This is a genomic window from Streptomyces sp. NPDC058701 (assembly GCF_042715295.1).
Classification (GTDB): Bacteria; Actinomycetota; Actinomycetes; order Streptomycetales; family Streptomycetaceae; genus Streptomyces.
Genome location: NZ_JBHXSY010000005.1, coordinates 199,834 through 216,480 on the forward strand (window position 1 = coordinate 199,834; position 16,647 = coordinate 216,480).

At 70.4% G+C, this 16,647-nt stretch carries 17 protein-coding genes and 1 pseudogene; 8 read left to right on the top strand and 10 right to left on the bottom strand.

Features of this window, described 5'->3' with window-relative positions:
* Positions 1-133: 133 nt before the first annotated feature.
* Positions 134-1,117: an ankyrin repeat domain-containing protein gene (locus ACFWW8_RS07295; protein ID WP_386524815.1), complete on the bottom strand. Its 984-nt coding sequence runs from the start codon at positions 1,115-1,117 to the stop codon at positions 134-136.
* A 167-nt stretch (positions 1,118-1,284) separates the two neighbouring features.
* On the opposite strand from ACFWW8_RS07295, the gene ligA reads away from it, so the two are divergent.
* The gene (ligA, locus tag ACFWW8_RS07300; RefSeq protein WP_386524816.1) at positions 1,285-3,333 is read left to right on the top strand and encodes an NAD-dependent DNA ligase LigA; all 2,049 of its coding nucleotides are present in this window, start codon (positions 1,285-1,287) and stop codon (positions 3,331-3,333) included.
* Between the two features lie 209 nt (positions 3,334-3,542).
* Here the strand turns inward: ligA and ACFWW8_RS07305 are convergent, their stop codons facing one another.
* Both ACFWW8_RS07305 and ACFWW8_RS07310 read right to left on the bottom strand, forming a co-directional pair.
* Entirely contained in the window at positions 3,543-4,220 is a 678-nt protein-coding gene (locus tag ACFWW8_RS07305) for a hypothetical protein (RefSeq protein WP_386524819.1), read from the bottom strand.
* 386 nt (positions 4,221-4,606) lie between these two features.
* A pseudogene (locus ACFWW8_RS07310) lies at positions 4,607-5,013 on the bottom strand (DUF4262 domain-containing protein).
* A gap of 453 nt (positions 5,014-5,466) precedes the next feature.
* On the opposite strand from ACFWW8_RS07310, the gene ACFWW8_RS07315 reads away from it, so the two are divergent.
* The gene (locus ACFWW8_RS07315) at positions 5,467-5,937 is read left to right on the top strand and encodes a hypothetical protein (protein WP_386524822.1); all 471 of its coding nucleotides are present in this window, start codon (positions 5,467-5,469) and stop codon (positions 5,935-5,937) included.
* A gap of 377 nt (positions 5,938-6,314) precedes the next feature.
* Here ACFWW8_RS07315 and ACFWW8_RS07320 read toward each other — a convergent pair whose 3' ends face one another.
* A complete protein-coding gene (locus ACFWW8_RS07320) occupies positions 6,315-7,406 on the bottom strand; it encodes an ATP-dependent DNA ligase (RefSeq protein ID WP_386524825.1) in 1,092 nt (363 codons plus the stop codon).
* A gap of 75 nt (positions 7,407-7,481) precedes the next feature.
* Here ACFWW8_RS07320 and ligD point away from each other — a divergent pair, with 75 nt between their 5' ends.
* From ligD to ACFWW8_RS07340, 4 genes are all read left to right on the top strand, one after another.
* Positions 7,482-8,501, top strand: coding sequence for a non-homologous end-joining DNA ligase (gene ligD / locus ACFWW8_RS07325; protein WP_386524829.1), 1,020 nt, complete (start codon positions 7,482-7,484; stop codon positions 8,499-8,501).
* Positions 8,502-8,758: 257 nt separating this feature from the next.
* Positions 8,759-10,063 carry an alpha/beta fold hydrolase gene (locus ACFWW8_RS07330; RefSeq protein ID WP_386524831.1) on the top strand — a complete coding sequence of 435 codons (1,305 nt, stop codon included), beginning with the start codon at positions 8,759-8,761 and terminating at the stop codon, positions 10,061-10,063.
* The gene (locus ACFWW8_RS07335) at positions 9,973-10,263 is read left to right on the top strand and encodes an MFS transporter (protein WP_386525111.1); all 291 of its coding nucleotides are present in this window, start codon (positions 9,973-9,975) and stop codon (positions 10,261-10,263) included. The genes ACFWW8_RS07330 and ACFWW8_RS07335 overlap by 91 nt, the downstream gene beginning before the upstream one ends.
* Entirely contained in the window at positions 10,173-10,757 is a 585-nt protein-coding gene (locus ACFWW8_RS07340) for an MFS transporter (protein ID WP_386524834.1), read from the top strand. The genes ACFWW8_RS07335 and ACFWW8_RS07340 overlap by 91 nt, the downstream gene beginning before the upstream one ends.
* Positions 10,758-10,880: 123 nt before the next feature.
* Here ACFWW8_RS07340 and ACFWW8_RS07345 read toward each other — a convergent pair whose 3' ends face one another.
* Positions 10,881-11,543: a TetR/AcrR family transcriptional regulator gene (locus ACFWW8_RS07345; RefSeq protein WP_386524837.1), complete on the bottom strand. Its 663-nt coding sequence runs from the start codon at positions 11,541-11,543 to the stop codon at positions 10,881-10,883.
* Positions 11,544-11,698: 155 nt separating this feature from the next.
* Between ACFWW8_RS07345 and ACFWW8_RS07350 the strand changes: the two genes are divergently transcribed.
* Positions 11,699-11,956, top strand: a complete 258-nt coding sequence (locus ACFWW8_RS07350) for a WhiB family transcriptional regulator (RefSeq protein WP_386524839.1) — start codon at positions 11,699-11,701, stop codon at positions 11,954-11,956.
* Here the strand turns inward: ACFWW8_RS07350 and ACFWW8_RS07355 are convergent, their stop codons facing one another.
* From ACFWW8_RS07355 to ACFWW8_RS07375, 5 genes are all read right to left on the bottom strand, one after another.
* Entirely contained in the window at positions 11,957-12,544 is a 588-nt protein-coding gene (locus tag ACFWW8_RS07355) for a hypothetical protein (RefSeq protein ID WP_386524842.1), read from the bottom strand.
* Entirely contained in the window at positions 12,541-13,017 is a 477-nt protein-coding gene (locus ACFWW8_RS07360; protein WP_386524844.1) for a hypothetical protein, read from the bottom strand. The genes ACFWW8_RS07355 and ACFWW8_RS07360 overlap by 4 nt, the downstream gene beginning before the upstream one ends.
* Positions 13,018-13,157: 140 nt before the next feature.
* A complete protein-coding gene (locus ACFWW8_RS07365) occupies positions 13,158-14,291 on the bottom strand; it encodes a hypothetical protein (protein WP_386524847.1) in 1,134 nt (377 codons plus the stop codon).
* On the bottom strand, positions 14,284-14,589 hold the full coding sequence (locus tag ACFWW8_RS07370) for a hypothetical protein (protein ID WP_386524850.1): 306 nt from the start codon (positions 14,587-14,589) through the stop codon (positions 14,284-14,286). The genes ACFWW8_RS07365 and ACFWW8_RS07370 overlap by 8 nt, the downstream gene beginning before the upstream one ends.
* A gap of 72 nt (positions 14,590-14,661) precedes the next feature.
* Positions 14,662-15,633 carry an acyl-ACP desaturase gene (locus ACFWW8_RS07375; RefSeq protein WP_386524852.1) on the bottom strand — a complete coding sequence of 324 codons (972 nt, stop codon included), beginning with the start codon at positions 15,631-15,633 and terminating at the stop codon, positions 14,662-14,664.
* Between the two features lie 502 nt (positions 15,634-16,135).
* Between ACFWW8_RS07375 and ACFWW8_RS07380 the strand changes: the two genes are divergently transcribed.
* Positions 16,136-16,606, top strand: coding sequence for an ATP-binding protein (locus ACFWW8_RS07380; protein WP_386524855.1), 471 nt, complete (start codon positions 16,136-16,138; stop codon positions 16,604-16,606).
* The last annotated feature ends 41 nt before the right edge of the window (positions 16,607-16,647 follow it).

The following is a 16,647-nucleotide window of genomic DNA, read 5'->3' on the forward strand; positions in this document are numbered from 1 at the left end:
CCCGCCGGGCGCCGGCCGGGCGGGGGCCGTAACGGCTCTTGTGACCGCGCTCCGAGGACCTTCACTCGGTACCGAGTTCCCGGCACCGGGGCACCTGACGGCCGACTGCGAACGGGTGGTGTCGGTCTCGGCGTCATCGTTCCCCATAGTCACGCTGCGGCAGTTCGACCCATACATCCGGCGGCCCCGCTATGGCGCGTGCATCGGTCAGCCTCAGTCCGGCGAAGCCGCACGAGTAGGCCGCTGCGTTGTGCCGGCAGAGGTACGAGGCCAGGACTTCCTCGGGACTGTCGCCGGGGTCTGGCCAGCCGCCCGGGTGGAGGTCCGAGGCTTCGAGGCTGCCGTCCCGGGCGACCCTGCCCTGATTGCCGCTCTTGGGGTTGGCGTAGAGCCCGTAGCAGACCGTCCCAGCTGATAGGCGGGTCAAGACACCTGGCATCGACGGCGCGTAACCCCACGGTTGGGTGACGACGCAACCACCCCTCACGGTGGTCACGCCCACGATCTGTAGGTTCGCGTCGAAGTCGTACGCCCAGGGCTCTTCACGTAGTCGCTGCAGTTCTTCGCCGTCCGCCGGGGCTGCCTCCAGGCGGCGTATCGCTTCTTCGGCATCGATTCCGGCCACGCATGCAAGACCCGTCCCCTCGTAGTGGAGGTCTGCCAGCGCGGCGACGAGTCGTGCCCCCGTCCGTGCGGCCGTTCGTTCCACCAGACTCAAGCCGCGCATTCCTTCAGGCGCCTCGAACAGGCCGGGCGTCGGTCCGGCCAGGCTGAGACGCCCCGGTGGCCAGCCCCCGATCAGGGGTTTCCAGGGATCCGCGCCGGCAGCGGCGAGGGCCCGCGCGTTGTCCGGCCGGTCGGACCAGACGGCTTCCCACAAGGCGGTTGTCCCGTTCTCCAGCGCGTCCACGTCCACGACCCGCCGAGCCAGCTCGGTAACCACGCGCGGGGACCCCCAGGAGGCCGCCCGGTGCAGGGGCCGCCCTCCGCTCCACACCTCCGGATCGGCACCCTCGTCGAGGCGCCTCGTCACCCCGTCGTGGTCCGTCCAGCTCTCCCAGACCATGCCCGCCCAGCCACCCTTGCGACCCGTCACTGATCCCCCTCGTAGGTGCATCCGGCCAGCTCCTGCCAACGCCCCCGCACGCGCAGCCTCACAGACGGGTCTGACAAACGCCGCTGAAGACGAGAATCCGTTGCTGTCCCCCCCCCGTGCAGCAGGACGGTGTCGTGGCAAGGAAGGGTCCGGTGGCGTTGTCAGTGCGGGGCAGGATGATGACCTTCATGACCGAAAACAGTGCCCTGGATTCTCCTGCCGCCTACGTAGAGGCCGTGACCACCGCCCTGGCGGCGTCGGCCGCGTACTACGGGGACGGGACCACCCCGCTCGGTGACGACGAGTACGACGGGCTGCTGCGCGCCATCGCGGCCTACGAGGAGGCCCACCCGGACGAGGTGCTTGCCGAGTCTCCGACCGGGAAGGTGGCGGGCGGGGCTGTCCAGGGAGACGTGCCGCACTCGGTTCCGATGCTCTCCCTCGACAACGTCTTCGACGCCGACGAGCTCGCCGAGTGGGCGGCCGGGCTGGAACGGCGCCTCGGGCACCCGGTGGCCGGGTGGTGCGTGGAGCCGAAGCTCGACGGCCTCGCGGTGGCCGCCCGGTACCGGGGCGGCCGGCTCGTTCAGGTCCTCACCCGCGGCGACGGCTTGGCCGGCGAGGACATCACCCAAGCCGCCGACGCCGTCCTCGGCCTGCCGCCGGTCCTCACCACACCGATCGACGTCGAACTGCGCGGCGAGGTGCTGCTGACGACCGAGCAGTTCGAGGAGGCCAACCGGATCCGGCTCGCCCACGAGGCCACGCCCTTCGCTCACCCGCGCAGCGGAGCGGCCGGCACCCTGCGGGCCAAGGACCGCCCCTACCGGATCGAGCTGACCTTCTTCGCCTACAGCGCGATCGGCCTGGACGACCTCGGCCACGTCGCCCTGCTGGAGAACCTGGCCGCACTCGGCGCGAACACGGCCGCCAGCACGGCCGCGGCCCCCATGCGATGCGAGACCGTAGAGCAGGTGCAGGAACGTATCGACATGATCGCCGGCCTGCGCGCGGACCTGCCCTTCGGAATCGACGGTGTCGTCGTCAAGGCCGACACGGCCGAGGACCAGCGGCAGGCCGGCAACGGCTCGCGCGCCCCGAGATGGGCAGTGGCGCGGAAACTGGCGGCCGAGCACAAGGTGACCCGCCTGCTGGCGGTGGAGTGGAACGTCGGCCGGACCGGGATCATCGCCCCGCGCGCCGTCCTGGAGCCCGTGGTCATCGACGGGGTGACGGTCACCTACGCCACCCTTCACAACCCGTCCGACATCACCCGCCGCGGGCTCATGATCGGCGACCAGGTGTTCGTGTACCGGGCCGGCGACGTGATCCCCCGCATCGAGGCACCGCTGGTCGACCAGCGCACCGGCGCCGAGACCCAGATCGCCTTCCCCGAGGTCTGCCCCCGCTGCGGGGACGAGATCGACACCTCCGAGCAGCGGTGGCGGTGCGTGCGGGGCCGCAGCTGTCAGGCTGTGGCCTCGGTCATCTACGCGGCCGGCCGGGACCAGCTCGACATCGAAGGCCTCGGCGGCACGCGCGCGATCCAGCTCGTGGAAGCCGGTCTGGTCAACGACATCGCCGACCTGTTCACGCTCACCCGCGAACAGCTCCTCGGGCTGGAGCGCATGGGAGAGACGAGCGCCGCCAATCTCCTGGCCGCGATCGAGACCGCCCGCGGGGCCGCGTTGAGCCGCGTGTTCTGCGCCCTCGGTGTTCGCGGCACCGGACGTACGATGTCCCGCCGGATCGCCGCGTACTTCGGTTCGATGGCCGCGATTCGCGCCGCCGACGCGGACATGCTGGCCGGGGTCGACGGCATCGGCACCGAGAAGGCACGCGTCATCGCGGCCGAACTCGTCGAACTCGTCCCGCTCCTCGACAAGCTTCAGGCCCAGCAGGTCGGCACGCAGGTCACCGAGCCGCAGAAGCCCGCGGCCGACGCGACCGACGGAGGCGACGCCGAGGACTCGGCGGGCGGCCCGCTGGCCGGCCAGGCCGTCGTGGTGACCGGCTCCATGACCGGCCCCCTCGCGGTGTTGTCCCGGAACGAGATGAACGAGCTGATCGAGCGGGCCGGCGGCAAGGCATCGTCGTCGGTGTCCAAGCGCACCACCCTCCTGGTGGCGGGGGAGAAGGCAGGTTCCAAGCGCACCAAGGCCGAAGAACTGGGTATCCGCATCCTCGACCCCCAGGAATTCGCCGTCCTCGTCGCCGGCTTCCTCCCCACCACTTAGCCACCGGCAACCCCAGACCCTGGCCCGGGTCGTCGGCAGGGGAGGAGAGCGGTCGCCCCATTCCGCTCCTGACCTCCCAGACCGGTTTCCCCCGGCGCGCCTGGGCCGCCCCGGCCAGGCCCCCCGGGTCTGGTCGGGGCCTTTACGCGTGCGGCCTCTGCCGGGCAGGGTTCGCCGCACGCCGGACTCCGAGACCGCCGGGCATCTGGTCAGTTGAGCTTGCTCATCTGTGCTGTGACCACCGCGGTCGGCTTTTCGGTCGCTGCGAATGCGTTGTGTGCTGTGAAGCTCGCGGTGGTGGTGCCCTTGCGCACCATCGCAGCCTCGATGACCGACGTCTTCTTGTCCGACTGCTGTTCGGCGGTGATGGCCACGCTTTCGTCGCCGGTCTTCGTGGTGCTGTCGACCACCACCTTGGTGATCTTTATCGCGTCGGTACCCCCGAGCGCGCCGAATCCGCTGCCGCATCCGGCCGCGCCGGCCTTGACGTCGGCGAGGACAGTGCCCGCCTTCGTGCCGAACCAGGAGTGCAGGGACACCTTGGTGACGGTGCCGTCCTTGACCGCCTGGCCGTGCACCTGACCACCGGTGCCGGTCATCACGCCGCCGAGGAGCAGGGTGGCGAGGTCGCGGCACTCCGGCCGGTCGGCGGATACGACTCCTCCCTGCGGCGCCTCCCCGACCTTGTGACCGGGCAGGTCCTGTGCGGTCAGCTGAAGAGCGGACAACTGCTCCTCGCTCATGGGTTCGGCCACGGGAGTGGCCGAGGCCAGGCCGGCCGATGGCTTGGCAGCGCGGGGCGTGGTGCTCTCCGCGCTTCCGCACGCGGCGGTCAGCACGACCGCGGAGGCGGCAAGGAGGGTGAGGCGGAAAGAGTGAAACCGCATGAAGGGTTCTCCATGAAGAGGGTGCTGGGCTCGGCCTGCACGGGGAGGGGACGTACGGAACGGGTTTGTGGGGGACCGGCGGAGTGGTGAGCGTCGATGGTGCCGCGTGCAGCGGTCACAGACGGGACGCCGGGTCCCCGCCCCGGCCTGTCGGCAAACGATGGCACCCTCAAGTGATCAACGCACCACCGCCGGATGATCATGCCATCGGGGAGGCACAGGTGGGCACCTACGGGTTTCGCCGGCACGGCAAGATGAAATCTGAGGGCGCTGGCGCGAGGAGTGAGCGGCAGCTCCATGGTCGGGCCGGATTCGAACTGCCCAAAAAATGATCTTGCTCCAGTAGTTTCTCTCGTCGGTGTCGTTCCGTCGCTGGGGGCACGGGGTCAGAGTTCGGTCGTCCAGGTCCCGACAGGGTGCTCACCCGGTGGCAGCCACAACTGAGGCTGTGACTCCCGATGTCTCACCTCGGCCTGTTCGTCCCAGTGAAATCGTTCATGCGCGTCGGGCCACGCGACTTGCAGCACAGGGAAGGGGGGCCGCCGGTAGAACCCGATGGCCTGTCCGAAGAAGACCCGGTACCAGCGCAGATCAACTGCCTGAGCGCGACGTGGTGACCGTCGACAACGTCAGGATGTTTCTGGCCGTCGGCCAGTACGCCGCCCGCGGCTGACGTCCCTTCGAGCCTGTTGAGAATGCGGTGCATGACGTGGATCTCGAGTCCGAACATGGCGAGCTCAGATGCGTTGTGAGCGTGCGCGAGGCCGATCGTGTAGGCGAAGCCAGGACCGATGTCGTCCTAGGGAACCATCACGACGTGCCATCCATGCCGCTGCACGTTCTCGATGATCGTCAGATCCATGCGGTCCGCTTCGTCTCGGTCACCGTAGTCATGACAGAGGACGCAGCGGCACCGGAACGGATCAGCAGTCATGCGCGGAGGCTACGAGGTGAGTGTCAGAGCCGGACAGCCGGGCTCGCGACGATCCTTCAATCGAACGACACCGTTGCCCTGCGATCGGTCCCCCAAGATCTGTGCCAGAACCGAGTTCTGGGGGCGCGCCGGTACTTGTTTGCGGCCGTCCCGTGTACTGGTTGGCTCGGAGCAAGTGATCATGGTTCGGACTCCTCATCTCCTACCCCAGCTGCAAACTGACCGCCAGGGTAGACCGGGGGAGCCGCCGCGTACCTCGCTGTCCGCCGACCTCACCACCGAGAACGACCACCCGAGAGGACCCAACACCTGATGTCCATATGGCCTTCGATCGTTGCCGTACTCGGTACCCTCGCCGGTGCACTGACCGCCGGACTCCTCCAGCACCGTTCGGCACGCACCTCCCGCGCCGAGGAGCGCGCCGACCGTCACCGCCAGGACCAGCTCAACGCCGCCACCGACTTCGCGGCCGCCCTGGACGCGCACCGCTCGGCGATGTTCCATCGGGAGCGTCTGGCCCTGAGCGAGGCAGGGACGGAGCACCAGCTGGAGGCCGAGACCAGGTCCCACGACACCCGGTCGGCAATCACCGCACCCCACATCCGCCTTCAGGTCCTGGTACCCGAGCTGGCCGGCCCGGCCCAGCAGGCCGCAGATACCACGTATGCGCTGCGCAAGGCCGTCGACCGGAGCGAACTGGACGCCCGGCGGCATGCGGCCAAGGAAGCCTCCGTCGCCTTCATCGCCGCGGCCGCCATGCTGCTGAGCCCCAACAACCGCTGACTGAGGGTGACCACTGCCAGCGTCCTGGCCGTCCGGTCATGCCGGTCTCCTACGCCCTACAGCACTCGTGAGCTCCTGGGGGAGGAGTTCCGTTTCTCGTCGACCATCCGGATGTCGGTGATCGTGAAGCGTTCCTGGAAGCCGCAAGCAACCGTTCTTGGGGATGACCTACGCAGCCACCCCGTTCGGTAGCCGCGACGGACCTTCTGCCGCTGCCCACCGGCGTCGCCCTCGGACAGCACGGGGTGGTTCCGGCGGCGCGGTTCAGCGGGCTTGGAGGGGCTGGATGTCCGACTGCGGTGGCGTCAAAGGCGCCTATGGCGGTATGGCCCCGGGGTCGGGCGATCATGGTTGAGAGGACGGGAAACCGGCCCTGTCTACGTGCCCTTGATGCCCAACACCTCGTCCAGGTCGTAGCCCACCACTTCCTCGAGCTGGTCGTAGGTGCAGCTCTCAGGGGTCCGGTCGGGGCGCCAGCGGCGCCATCGGGCCGTGTGCCGGAACCTTCCTCCTTCACCGCCGTCCACGCTGTTGGTAAGGGTGTCGTACGCGACCTCGATCACCCGGTCGGGGCGCAGCGGCACCCACGACAGGTCCTTCTTGCCGGTCCAGCGGCTCTGCGCGCCGGGCAACCGGGCGCTCTCGTGGGCGGACTCCTCGGCCCAGGCGGCCCAGGGGTGGCCCTGCGGGTCGGGCATCCGCAGCGGTGCGAGCTCCTCGACCAGCTCGGCGCGCCGCTTCATGGGGAAGGCGGCGCACACGCCGACGTGCTGGAGGGCGCCGCGGGCGTCGTGCAGACCGAGCAGGAGTGATCCGACAATCGGACCGCTCTTGTGGAAACGGAAACCCGCGAGGACGACGTCGGCCGTACGCTCGTGCTTGATCTTGAACATGAGTCTGGCGTCGGGCCGGTAGGGGAGATCGAGGGGTTTGGCGATCACCCCGTCGAGCCCGGCGCCTTCGAACCGCTCGAACCACTCCTGCGCCAGCGCGGGGTCGGTGGTCGCGGGCGCGAGGTGAACGGGGGGCCGACAGGTGGAGAGTGCCCGGGTGAGCGCGGTACGGCGTTCGGCGAGGGGGGTGTCGAGGAACGCCTCGTCGCCGAGCGCGAGCAGGTCGAAGGCGACGAAGGACGCGGGTGTCGTTCCGGCGAGGAGTTTCACGCGCGAGGCGGCGGGGTGGATCCGCTCGGTCAGCCGGTCGAAGTCGAGCCGCCCGCCCTGAACGATCACGATCTCGCCGTCCACGACACAACGGGCGGGCAGGTTCTCCTTCAGGGCCGCCACCAGTTCGGGGAAGTACCGGGTCAGCGTCTTGCCCGTCCGGCTGCCGATCTCGACCTCGTCGCCGTCGCGGTGGACGATGGCGCGGAAGCCGTCCCATTTGGCCTCGTACTGCATGCCGGGCGGAATCCTGGCCACGGACTTGGCGAGCATGGGCTTCACGGGCGGCATCACCGGCAGATCCATGCCTCCGATTGTGCGTCGCCCCGTCCGGGCCCGCCCGGTGTGCGCACCCGCTCGGGCCCGCCTACCGTGGCGCTCATGGGTGCTGCCGGTAATGCGATCGAGCTGGACGCGGGCGGGCGGACGGTACGGCTGTCCAGTCCGGACAAGGTGTACTTCCCGGAGCGCGGCCTCACCAAGCGGAACGTGGCCGAGTACTACCTCGCGGTCGCCGACGGCATCACGCGCGCCCTGCGCAACCGGCCCACGACGCTGGAGCGGTTCCCGGACGGCGTGGAGGGCGAGTCCTTCTTCCAGAAGCGGGCACCGAAGAACCTGCCCGACTGGATCCCGACCGCCCACATCGCCTTCCCGAGCGGCCGCTCGGCCGACGAGATCTGCCCGACCGAGCCGGCCGCCGTGCTGTGGGCGGCGAACCTGGGCTGCCTCACCTTCCACCCCTGGCCGGTGCGCCGCGAGGACACCGACCGCCCCGACGAACTGCGCATCGACCTGGACCCGCAGCCGGGCACCGACTACCACCACGCGGTGGCGGCCGCCCACGAACTCCGGGTGCTGCTGGAGGAGCTGGGCCTGCGCGGCTGGCCCAAGACCTCGGGCGGCCGAGGGTTGCACGTCTTCGTGCCGATCGCACCGCGCTGGACGTTCACCGAGGTCCGACGGTGCGCGATCGCCCTGGGGCGGGAGTTGGAGCGCCGGATGCCGGGCAAGGTCACGACGGCGTGGTGGAAGGAGGAGCGCGGCGAGCGGATCTTCGTCGACTACAACCAGACGGCGCGCGACCGCACGATCGCCTCCGCCTACTCCGTCCGTCCCCGCCCTCACGCGCCGGTGTCGGCGCCCCTGCGCTGGGACGAGGTGGACGACGCGGAACCCCGGGACTTCGACATCGTGACGATGCCGGCCCGCTTCGCCGAACTGGGCGACCTGCACGCGGACATGGACGAGCACGCCTTCGTCCTCGACGCGGCACTGGAACTGGCGGAACGCCAGGAACGCGACCACGGCCTGGGCGACATGCCCTACCCGCCGGACTACCCGAAAATGCCGGGCGAGCCGAAGCGGGTCCAGCCGAGCCGTGCCAAACACGATTCCTGACGAGGGCCACCCGCCCGGACCGGACGTGTCCGCCTGATCCGCAGTCCTGCGAGGCGGGCATTTGCACGCCAGGCAAAAACAACACGAACGATCGTGTTGATGTTTCGCATCATCCTGCCGCCGAGCCACGCCATCGCTGGCATGGCCGTCACCGCCGCACGGCCGCCGCCTCCGGGTTCGTCCGGTCAACCGGTCGGCAGCGCGGGCGTCCGGCCGCGGCCACCTTGAGGAGATCCGGAGAATCAGGCATGCATCCCATGGCGTCACTCCTGAGCACCAGCCTCAACGTCACCGCCCACCTGGCCCCGTCGCTGGTCGGGCGCCGGGCCTTCGCGCTGTTCGTCCGGCCCCTGGGCCGCCCCCGGCTCCGTCCCGGGGAGGCGGACCTGATGGCGCGGGCCGAGACCAGGCAGCTGGTCGTACGGGGGACCCGCGTCACCACATACCGCTGGGGAGACGGAGACCGGCCCGTGCTGATCGTGCACGGGTGGTCATCCCGCGCCTCGCGGTTCGCCGGGCTCGTCGCAGCACTCCTGGAGCAGGGCCGTACGGTGATCGCCTTCGACACCCCCGGCCACGGGGAGTCCGCGGGCCGGGACTCCACGATCCTTGACTACCGGGCCGTCATCGGCCGACTGCACGCGGAGCACGGTGACTTCTCCGCCGTCGTCGCCCACTCATTCGGCGTGCTCGCCACGTTCTTCACGCTGCGGGACGGCGGCATACGGGCGGACCGCGTCGTCGCGCTCGGGGGCGTGGCCGACTTCGACTACTTCCTGAACCAGTTCTGCACCCGGCTGCGACTGGGCCGCCGGATCCGGTGGGCCCTGCGAGACCACATCGAGCACCGCATCTTCACCGGCGAACCGGACATCTGGCGGCGCCTCGACGCGAGTCGGCGCAGCCCGGACATCACGGCGCCGATCCTCCTCGTCCACGACACGGACGACGGCGTCGCCGCCCCCGCCCAGGCCCGCGAGATCGCCGCCGCGCGGCTCCCAGGCTCACCTGCTCGAGACCGCGGGCCTGGGCCACCGCCGGATCCTGTCCGACCCCCAGGTCATCGCGACGACGACCGCCTTCCTCACGGCGCCCCCGTACGAAGGCCCCGAGGCCGCCGCCCGCGCGTCCAGCGCCCCTCCCGCGGCTTCCGTCACGGCGCGCGCAGCGCGCGAGGCCGGCACGCCGGCGGGCACCCGATGACCACCACCGGCCCGGCGAGCTCCGAGGACGTACCGCAAAGCCGCCCATCCTCGCCCCGCCCCTCGTTCCGCTCTCCGGGCCCGGTTGCGCCCCCGGCCCCGGCTCCGGGGGCGGGCTCCACCGACGGGGGCGGGGCAAAGGCCCGGCGGGTCCTTCTGTCGGCCTGTCCCGCGACCTTCCTTGCGTTCCTCGACGCCACCGTCGTCAACGTGGCCTTCCCCCGATCTGCGCCGCGCTCCTGGCCGCCGCCGGGCGGCTCGCCGACGTCCTGGGCCGCCGCACCCTCTTCCTCGGCTCCACCCTCGCCTTCACGCTCACCTCCCTCGCCGCGAGCGCCGCCCCCTCCGCCGAGCTGCTGATCCTCGCCCGCGCCCTCCAGGGGGCGGCGGCCGCCGGGATGATCCCGGCCGCGCTCGGTCTCGTACTCGCCCGCACCCCGCCCGCCCGGCGGGCCGCGGCCCTGGGCGCGTGGAGCGCCGCCGGAGGGCTCGCCGCCGCCGTGGGCCCGACCGTCGGGGTCTGCTCGTCGGGGCGTGGGACTGGCGGGCGATCTTCCTGATCAACGTGCCGCTCGGCCTCCTCGTCTGCCGGGCCGCCGCCCGCACCGTGCCCCGGGACGTGCGTACCGGACGCCGGCTCCCCGACCCCGTCGGCACGGTCGCCCTCACCCTCGGCGTCGGCGGCGTGGTGACAGGCCTGTCCCAGGGCGAGGAACGGGGCTGGACCGACCCCGCGGTGCTCGCCCTCGTGGGCGGCGGAGCCCTGTCGGCCGCCGCCGCGCTGTACCGCGCGCGCCGCCACCCGGCCCCGGCGGTCGACCGCGACCTCTGGCGCGACCCGGTCTTCGCCCGCGCGAACGTCGGCGCCCTCCTGTTCGGGGCCGCCATGTACGCATGGCTTTTCACCCGGCCTTCCCACCTCATCGCCCGGTGGAACTACTCGGTCTTGGAGGCCGGTTTCGGCGTCACCCCGGGCACGCTGTTCGCGATGGCGGGTGCGCCGACCGTCGGCCGCCGCGTGCCGCCCCGTCTGCAAGGGGCGCCCTCGGCATAGCGGCCACGGCGGCCCTGCCGACCGGCCCCGGTGACCACTGGCGGGGCGCGTTCCTGCTCTCGGCGGTCACCGCGCTGGGAGCGGCCGCCACGGGCTGCTCGATGCGGGCCCGGAACGCCGGGGTCAGACGGGGGAGCTGAACGCGGTTGGCCGCTCCGGCAGTTCCGCCGGGGCGGCCGCGGCCGCCCGCAGCCGGTCGAGGATGCCTCGGCCGGCCCGCTCGTACGCCACCGGGTCCTCGCGCAGGACGGCCCGCGAGTTGGCCATCTCCATCAGCGCGATGATCTCGAAGGCCAGCTGCGGGACGTCCTGCGCGCCGAAGCCGTCGCGGAACCCGCCCGCCAGCCGCGCCTCGTCCAAGACCCCTTCCACGTACCGGGTCCAGTCGGCATCCGCTGTGGCGATCTCGTCGCGTACCGGGCCCGGGCGTGCGTCGAACTCGGCGGAGACGGCGTAGAAGAAGCAGCCGCCGGGGAAGACCCGGCTCCCCGAGTAGTCGAGCCAGTGCTCGCAGAGGCGCCACACCTTGGCGATGCCGGCCGGGTCCTCGCGGACGGGCCGGACGACCAGGTCCACGAACACGCTCACGGCGGCGCGGACGGTGGCGAGCTGCAGGTCCTCCTTGGAACCGAACAGGGCGAAGACGCCGCTCTTGCTCAGGCCCACTTCCGTCGCGATCTTCCCGAGGGACAGGCCTTCCAGCCCGTCCACGGAGGCGGTGCGCATCGTCCGGTCGAGCACGGTCCGCCGTGTCTGGTTACCGCGTTCCACGCGTCCGTCTGCCATGGACCCATCTTACCGAACGCACGGTCGTGCACTCTGTGGCCGACCGGTGTCAGTGGTGGGTGCGATGCTGGCCGGGGCCGCTGGATTCGGGCCCGTGACCAGGGATTGATCGGTCGTTGATCAGACGTCCATCCGCGCGGGTCAGTATCTCCGGCATGTCGATGAACACCACCAACGCTGCCACCACCGCCACATCCACCGCTTGGTACGAGCTCGCGCTGTGCGCTCAGACGGGCCCGGGCTTCTTCTTCCCCGAGCCCGGCTCGTCGCTGCGCGACGCGAAGCGGCTGTGCGGGGCGTGCGAGGGGCGGGCGGCGTGCCTGGAGTACGCCCTGGACAACGACGAGCGCTTCGGCGTCTGGGGCGGCCTCTCCGAGTCGGAACGCCTCATGCTGCGCCCGCGCCGCCGCTGATCAGGTCCGGGTCCCCTTGCCGCTGCGCCGCACCAGCCCGACCCGCAGCGCCAGCCCGTCATCCCCACCGCTCCACCCCTCCGCGGGCACCTTGTCGGGCACGACCCGCACGGGATAGTGCCCCCCGACGGGAGAAACGACCCCCCCGAACCGCGGATCTCCCGCGAACCAGATCCTGTCCGGGTGGTCGTTCTCCCGCTCCGCGAGCGCGATGGGAAACGGGATGATCCGATAGGTCGGCGAGAAGTCCTCCCGAAACGGGATGGCGATGGTCGCGGGACTACCCGTCGCACGGGCTGGGTGCAGGCACGGCAGCTCGCACCAGGGGTACGCCTGAAGGACCGCCGCTACACGATGGCGACGCCAGTAGGCGATGGCCGCCCAGGGAACCCAGGTGATGAACCCGATCGTGGACATGATGAAGAGGAGCGCGCCTTGCCTCATGAAGTCGAACCACAGGCAAGCCAGGGTGAACGCCAAAGGCAGGACAAGGCTCAGCAGCCCGACGGCTCGCCGACGGACCAGCCTCTTGTAGCCGACTGCCGTTGGCGGGTGGTCCCACGCCGCTTTGGTGAACTGGAGGGTCATCGGAGGACATCCAGGATGCGTGAGGTCATCGCGACGGGAGGGGGCGCGGGGTGTGGGTCGGTGAAGACGAGCGTGTGGGCGACCGCCTCAAGGATGTCGGCGTACGCCTCGTGATGCTGCACTGACGCGCTGGTGAGATCCAGGACGAGCACATGTCGGCCGCCTGGATGGATGGTTGCGATCCTGGCCTGGAACACCTCCCGCTCCGCGTCCGGCGGCGTCATGATCCCCGCAATCAGATAGCAGGGAAGCAATGAAGCCAGGTCGATGCACCTCCGAGCAGCCGCGTTCCACACGGGGGAGCGGGCGATGCCAAGCGCGGTCCTCGCAACGGCCACTTTCGGGTCGGGCTCATCTGCGAGTCGTGCGGTCAGGGAGAACAGCGAGGTGTTGACACCGATTGGCTCCTCCGGATGCAACCCGATCGCAGTGTGCACGACGTCGAGTCCATGGAGCCGGTCGAAGCCGTCCATGAGTTGAGTGAGCTCCTGTTGGGCGGCAGGGCTGTCCATGGCCTGAGTGATCGTGTCCAAGGCCGCCCGGTCCTCAGGTCCCAGGTCATGAAATCCCGGAGGTAGACGGAACCACAGGGGAGGCACGTCGTTCCCGCACATCAAGGCCTCATCACCGTCCAGAAGTGGCTGGATTTCGCAGCAGCCGAGGGTCCCTCATCCAGGACGCCTCGGGCACCGTCGACTGCTGTGGAACTCTGTTCGACCGCATCGCTGTCGTTGGTGTAGTCAAGGGTTGCGGTGATGGCGCCCACGCTGGCGACACCCACACCCACCCGGTCTCTGGTGCTTTGCGGCGATGCCCGCAACGCCCATGCGGCGAGCGGGTTCTCCACCTCGCGTAGCGTGTTGGCCGTCGACCAGGTCGTGCTGCGGAAGGCCGAGGCGCCCGGGGAGAGGGCCGTCAGGGCGCTCGCTTCCGGGGCTGCCGTCATGGCGGCCCGAGCCGCCGCCGTGCCGGCCTTGGCGCCTGAGGCGACCGCCGCGACGCCCGGGACCGAGCCCGCCGTATCGCCGAGAAGGGTCACCGCGCTCTTCCAGAAGTCCGCGTCGAACTCGCCCTTCGTCGCCCCGTCCACCAGCGGTTTGCGGAACTTCGGATCCGCCAGGTGCGTCGTGAGCGCCGCCAGGGACAGGCCCCCGGCGACCAGCATCACCGCCAGGCCCGCCGGCGGGCAGAAGAGGGCCACCCCGGCCCCGATCGCGCCCAGGATCGCCGAGGCGTTCGACAGCGCGTCCCCCGGGTCGTCCGTGATCTTGCGCCAGAGCGAGGCCATCGCGCCCGGTTCCTTCGGCGCCAGCCGGTCCGCGGCCGCGTCCAGGGTCTGGGCGATCCTGCGGGCGGCCGCGCCGTGTTCCGAGGCGAGCTCCCGGGCCAGGCGGCGGGCGTCCGCCAGGGTCTGCTCCGTTTTCGCGGCGGCGGCCTGGACTTCGTACCGGGCCGCCAGCGCGCGGTGCGCGACCAGGGTGTCGTGCCACGAGGTGAGCCGTCGGGCGGCCTCCGCGAGCGAGGTGTGGGCCGAGCCCAGGTAGCGGGGGAGGTCCGTGGAGAGGGAGGCGCGGAACGCCGTGGCGGCCTCGCCCTGCCAGGCCGCACTGTGGGCGACGAGCGACTGCATGATCCGGGACGCCTCGCCGAGCGAGGCCGCCGAGGCGGAGAGCTTCTTCGCCAGGGCGAGCACGGCCGCCGGATTGCCTGGAGCGGGGTCGAAGCCCAGCGCGCCGTGCTCAGCCACGGGAGGACCGCGCCGCCTCGCGGAAGGCCGCGCGGATCGCCTTCTCCAGCTCCGCGTACTCCGCGGCGCTGCGGTCCACGCCCTCGCGCACCGCCTTGACGCGCTTGGTCAGCTCACGGGCGCCGTAGGACCATCTCTCCTGGAAGCCGTCGCAGGCCTTGTCCAGGTCCGCGGTCCCCAATTGGTCGGCCCGTACGTGGTCCAGGGCGCGCCGGGCCTCCCGAAGGGAGACCAGGGAGGAATCCAGGGCACGGGTCAAGCGGGTCAGCTGGTCGATGTCCACCTGGAGCGAGGTCATGACGCGAAACCCTGGCAGAGCACGGCTCTGCCAGGGCAATCGGCATCACTCGGCCGAGCGAGCGGAAACCGGTCAGCCCTTGCGGGCCGCGATGCGTGCCGCGCGGGCGGCCAGGCGCTCGTCGAACTTGCGGGCCTCGGAGTCCAGGCCGTTCATGAACAGGCCGAGCTCCTCCTGGGCCTGCTGGCCGTCGGGGCCCAGGCCGTCGATGTCCATGATCTTCAGGAAGCGGATCACGGGGCTCAGCACGTCGTCGTGGTGGATCCGCAGGTTGTAGACCCCGCCGATCGCCATCTGCGCGGCCATCCGCTCGAAGCCGGGCATCCCGTGTCCGGGCATCCGGAAGCCGACGACGACGTCCCGCACGGCCTGCATGGTGAGGTCCGGGGCGAGCTCGAAGGCCGCGCCCAGCAGGTTGCGGTAGAAGATCATGTGCAGGTTCTCGTCCTGCGCGATGCGGGCCAGCATCCGGTCGCAGACCGGGTCACCGGACTGGTGTCCGGTGTTGCGGTGCGAGATGCGGGTCGCGAGCTCCTGGAACGCCACGTACGCGACCGAGTGCAGCATCGAGTGGCGATTGTCGGACTCGAAGCCCTCCGACATGTGCTGCATCCGGAACGCTTCCAGCTTGTCCGGGTCCACCGCGCGCGACGCCAGCAGGTAGTCGCGCATCACGATGCCGTGGCGGCCCTCCTCGGCCGTCCAGCGGTGCACCCAGGTGCCCCACGCGCCGTTGCGCCCGAAGAGGGACGCGATCTCGTGGTGGTAGCTGGGCAGGTTGTCCTCGGTCAGCAGGTTCACGACCAGCGCGATCTTGCCGATCTCGGTGACCTTGGACTGCTTCGGGTCCCAGGCCTCGCCGTCCTCGAAGAACGCGGGGAAGTTCCGGCCGTCGGCCCACGGGACGTAGTCGTGGGGCATCCAGTCCTTGGTGACCTGCAGATGCCGGTTGAGCTCCTTTTCGACCACCTCTTCCAGCGCGAACAGCAGCTTGGCGTCCGTCCACGCCTCCGAGCTGCCGAGGTGGGGAGAGGTGATCGTCACGGGTACTCCTGAGTGCAAAGCGAATTACCTACGGTTCCGTAGCTTACGGACTCGTAGGTTAAGCGCGGCATCAAGGAGAGCCAAGCCCCACGGGAGGGTGTGTCCGGTTACGTCTAGTTATCTATGCAGTGTGAGCGCGTCTGGATGGGCTATTCCGGGGGCAAAGTCATGCCGGAACATGACCCTCCGCGTCCACTTCGGGTCTGCTTTTCGCGCCCCGGGGCCCGGTCGCCCGCGTGGCCGACGTCGGCCGCACCGCCGATCCGGCGCTTCGGCCCGCCCCCGTCCGGGTGCTCCACCCGGACGGACTCGAAGCTGCCTGGAAATAGCATGAGAAGTCAGCAAGTACGGGCACAAGTAGTAGAACTGCGAACGAGGTTGGGCTACGGTCGGTAGCGCAAGTCTCACACGGGGCGACGCCGTGGCCTTGCGCGAGCACTCCGGGACCGCACCGGTCTTCGATCACACCGCCGTCGATCACACCCATACTTGGAGCAGCACGATGACGGGCACTCTCCGTGGCCTGAGCCCGGTCCGCGAGGTCCTGCAGATACCGCCCGAGGCGGAAAAGCTGAACTACTCGATAGGACTGCACGGCAGCGCCTATTGCGCGGGCACCGCGCGATCCGTGGTCCGGCCCCTGATCACCCGGCACGGTCTGACCGACCTGCGCGATGCCGCAGCCCTCGCGGCGTCCGAACTCGTCGCGTGCGCGCACCGGTTCACACCCGACACGGAGATGGTACTCACCGTTCGCTGGCAGTTCGACGCTCTGCGGATCGTCGTTTACGACCAGCACCCGGCGCACTCCTCGCCCGAGGCGCGCGAGGAGTGCCGGAGGCGCCGCAACCGCGGGATGTGGCTGTTGGCCGCGACCGTCGAGACCTGCGGCGGGGACTGGGGACTCACCCCCGTCCTCACCGCCACCGGTGGCACCAAGTCCTGGGCCTTACTGCCCCGCCAAGTGAGGTGAGGTCACCCCGTACGGTTCGGGCCGGGTCTCACCGCGCCGGG

Excerpts from the sequence above, each read along its gene's own strand:
- ACFWW8_RS07360 (WP_386524844.1), bottom strand. The coding sequence starts at position 13,017 with ATGGACGGCTTCGACCGGCTCCATGGACTCGACGTCGTGCACACTGCG.
- ACFWW8_RS07345 (WP_386524837.1), bottom strand. The coding sequence starts at position 11,543 with ATGGCAGACGGACGCGTGGAACGCGGTAACCAGACACGGCGGACCGTG.
- ACFWW8_RS07350 (WP_386524839.1), top strand. The coding sequence starts at position 11,699 with ATGTCGATGAACACCACCAACGCTGCCACCACCGCCACATCCACCGCT.
- ACFWW8_RS07305 (WP_386524819.1), bottom strand. The coding sequence starts at position 4,220 with ATGCGGTTTCACTCTTTCCGCCTCACCCTCCTTGCCGCCTCCGCGGTC.
- ACFWW8_RS07370 (WP_386524850.1), bottom strand. The coding sequence starts at position 14,589 with ATGACCTCGCTCCAGGTGGACATCGACCAGCTGACCCGCTTGACCCGT.
- ACFWW8_RS07355 (WP_386524842.1), bottom strand. The coding sequence starts at position 12,544 with ATGACCCTCCAGTTCACCAAAGCGGCGTGGGACCACCCGCCAACGGCA.
- ACFWW8_RS07380 (WP_386524855.1), top strand. The coding sequence starts at position 16,136 with ATGACGGGCACTCTCCGTGGCCTGAGCCCGGTCCGCGAGGTCCTGCAG.
- ligA (WP_386524816.1), top strand. The coding sequence starts at position 1,285 with ATGACCGAAAACAGTGCCCTGGATTCTCCTGCCGCCTACGTAGAGGCC.
- ACFWW8_RS07295 (WP_386524815.1), bottom strand. The coding sequence starts at position 1,117 with ATGCACCTACGAGGGGGATCAGTGACGGGTCGCAAGGGTGGCTGGGCG.
- ACFWW8_RS07315 (WP_386524822.1), top strand. The coding sequence starts at position 5,467 with ATGTCCATATGGCCTTCGATCGTTGCCGTACTCGGTACCCTCGCCGGT.
- ACFWW8_RS07330 (WP_386524831.1), top strand. The coding sequence starts at position 8,759 with ATGGCGTCACTCCTGAGCACCAGCCTCAACGTCACCGCCCACCTGGCC.
- ACFWW8_RS07320 (WP_386524825.1), bottom strand. The coding sequence starts at position 7,406 with ATGGATCTGCCGGTGATGCCGCCCGTGAAGCCCATGCTCGCCAAGTCC.
- ligD (WP_386524829.1), top strand. The coding sequence starts at position 7,482 with ATGGGTGCTGCCGGTAATGCGATCGAGCTGGACGCGGGCGGGCGGACG.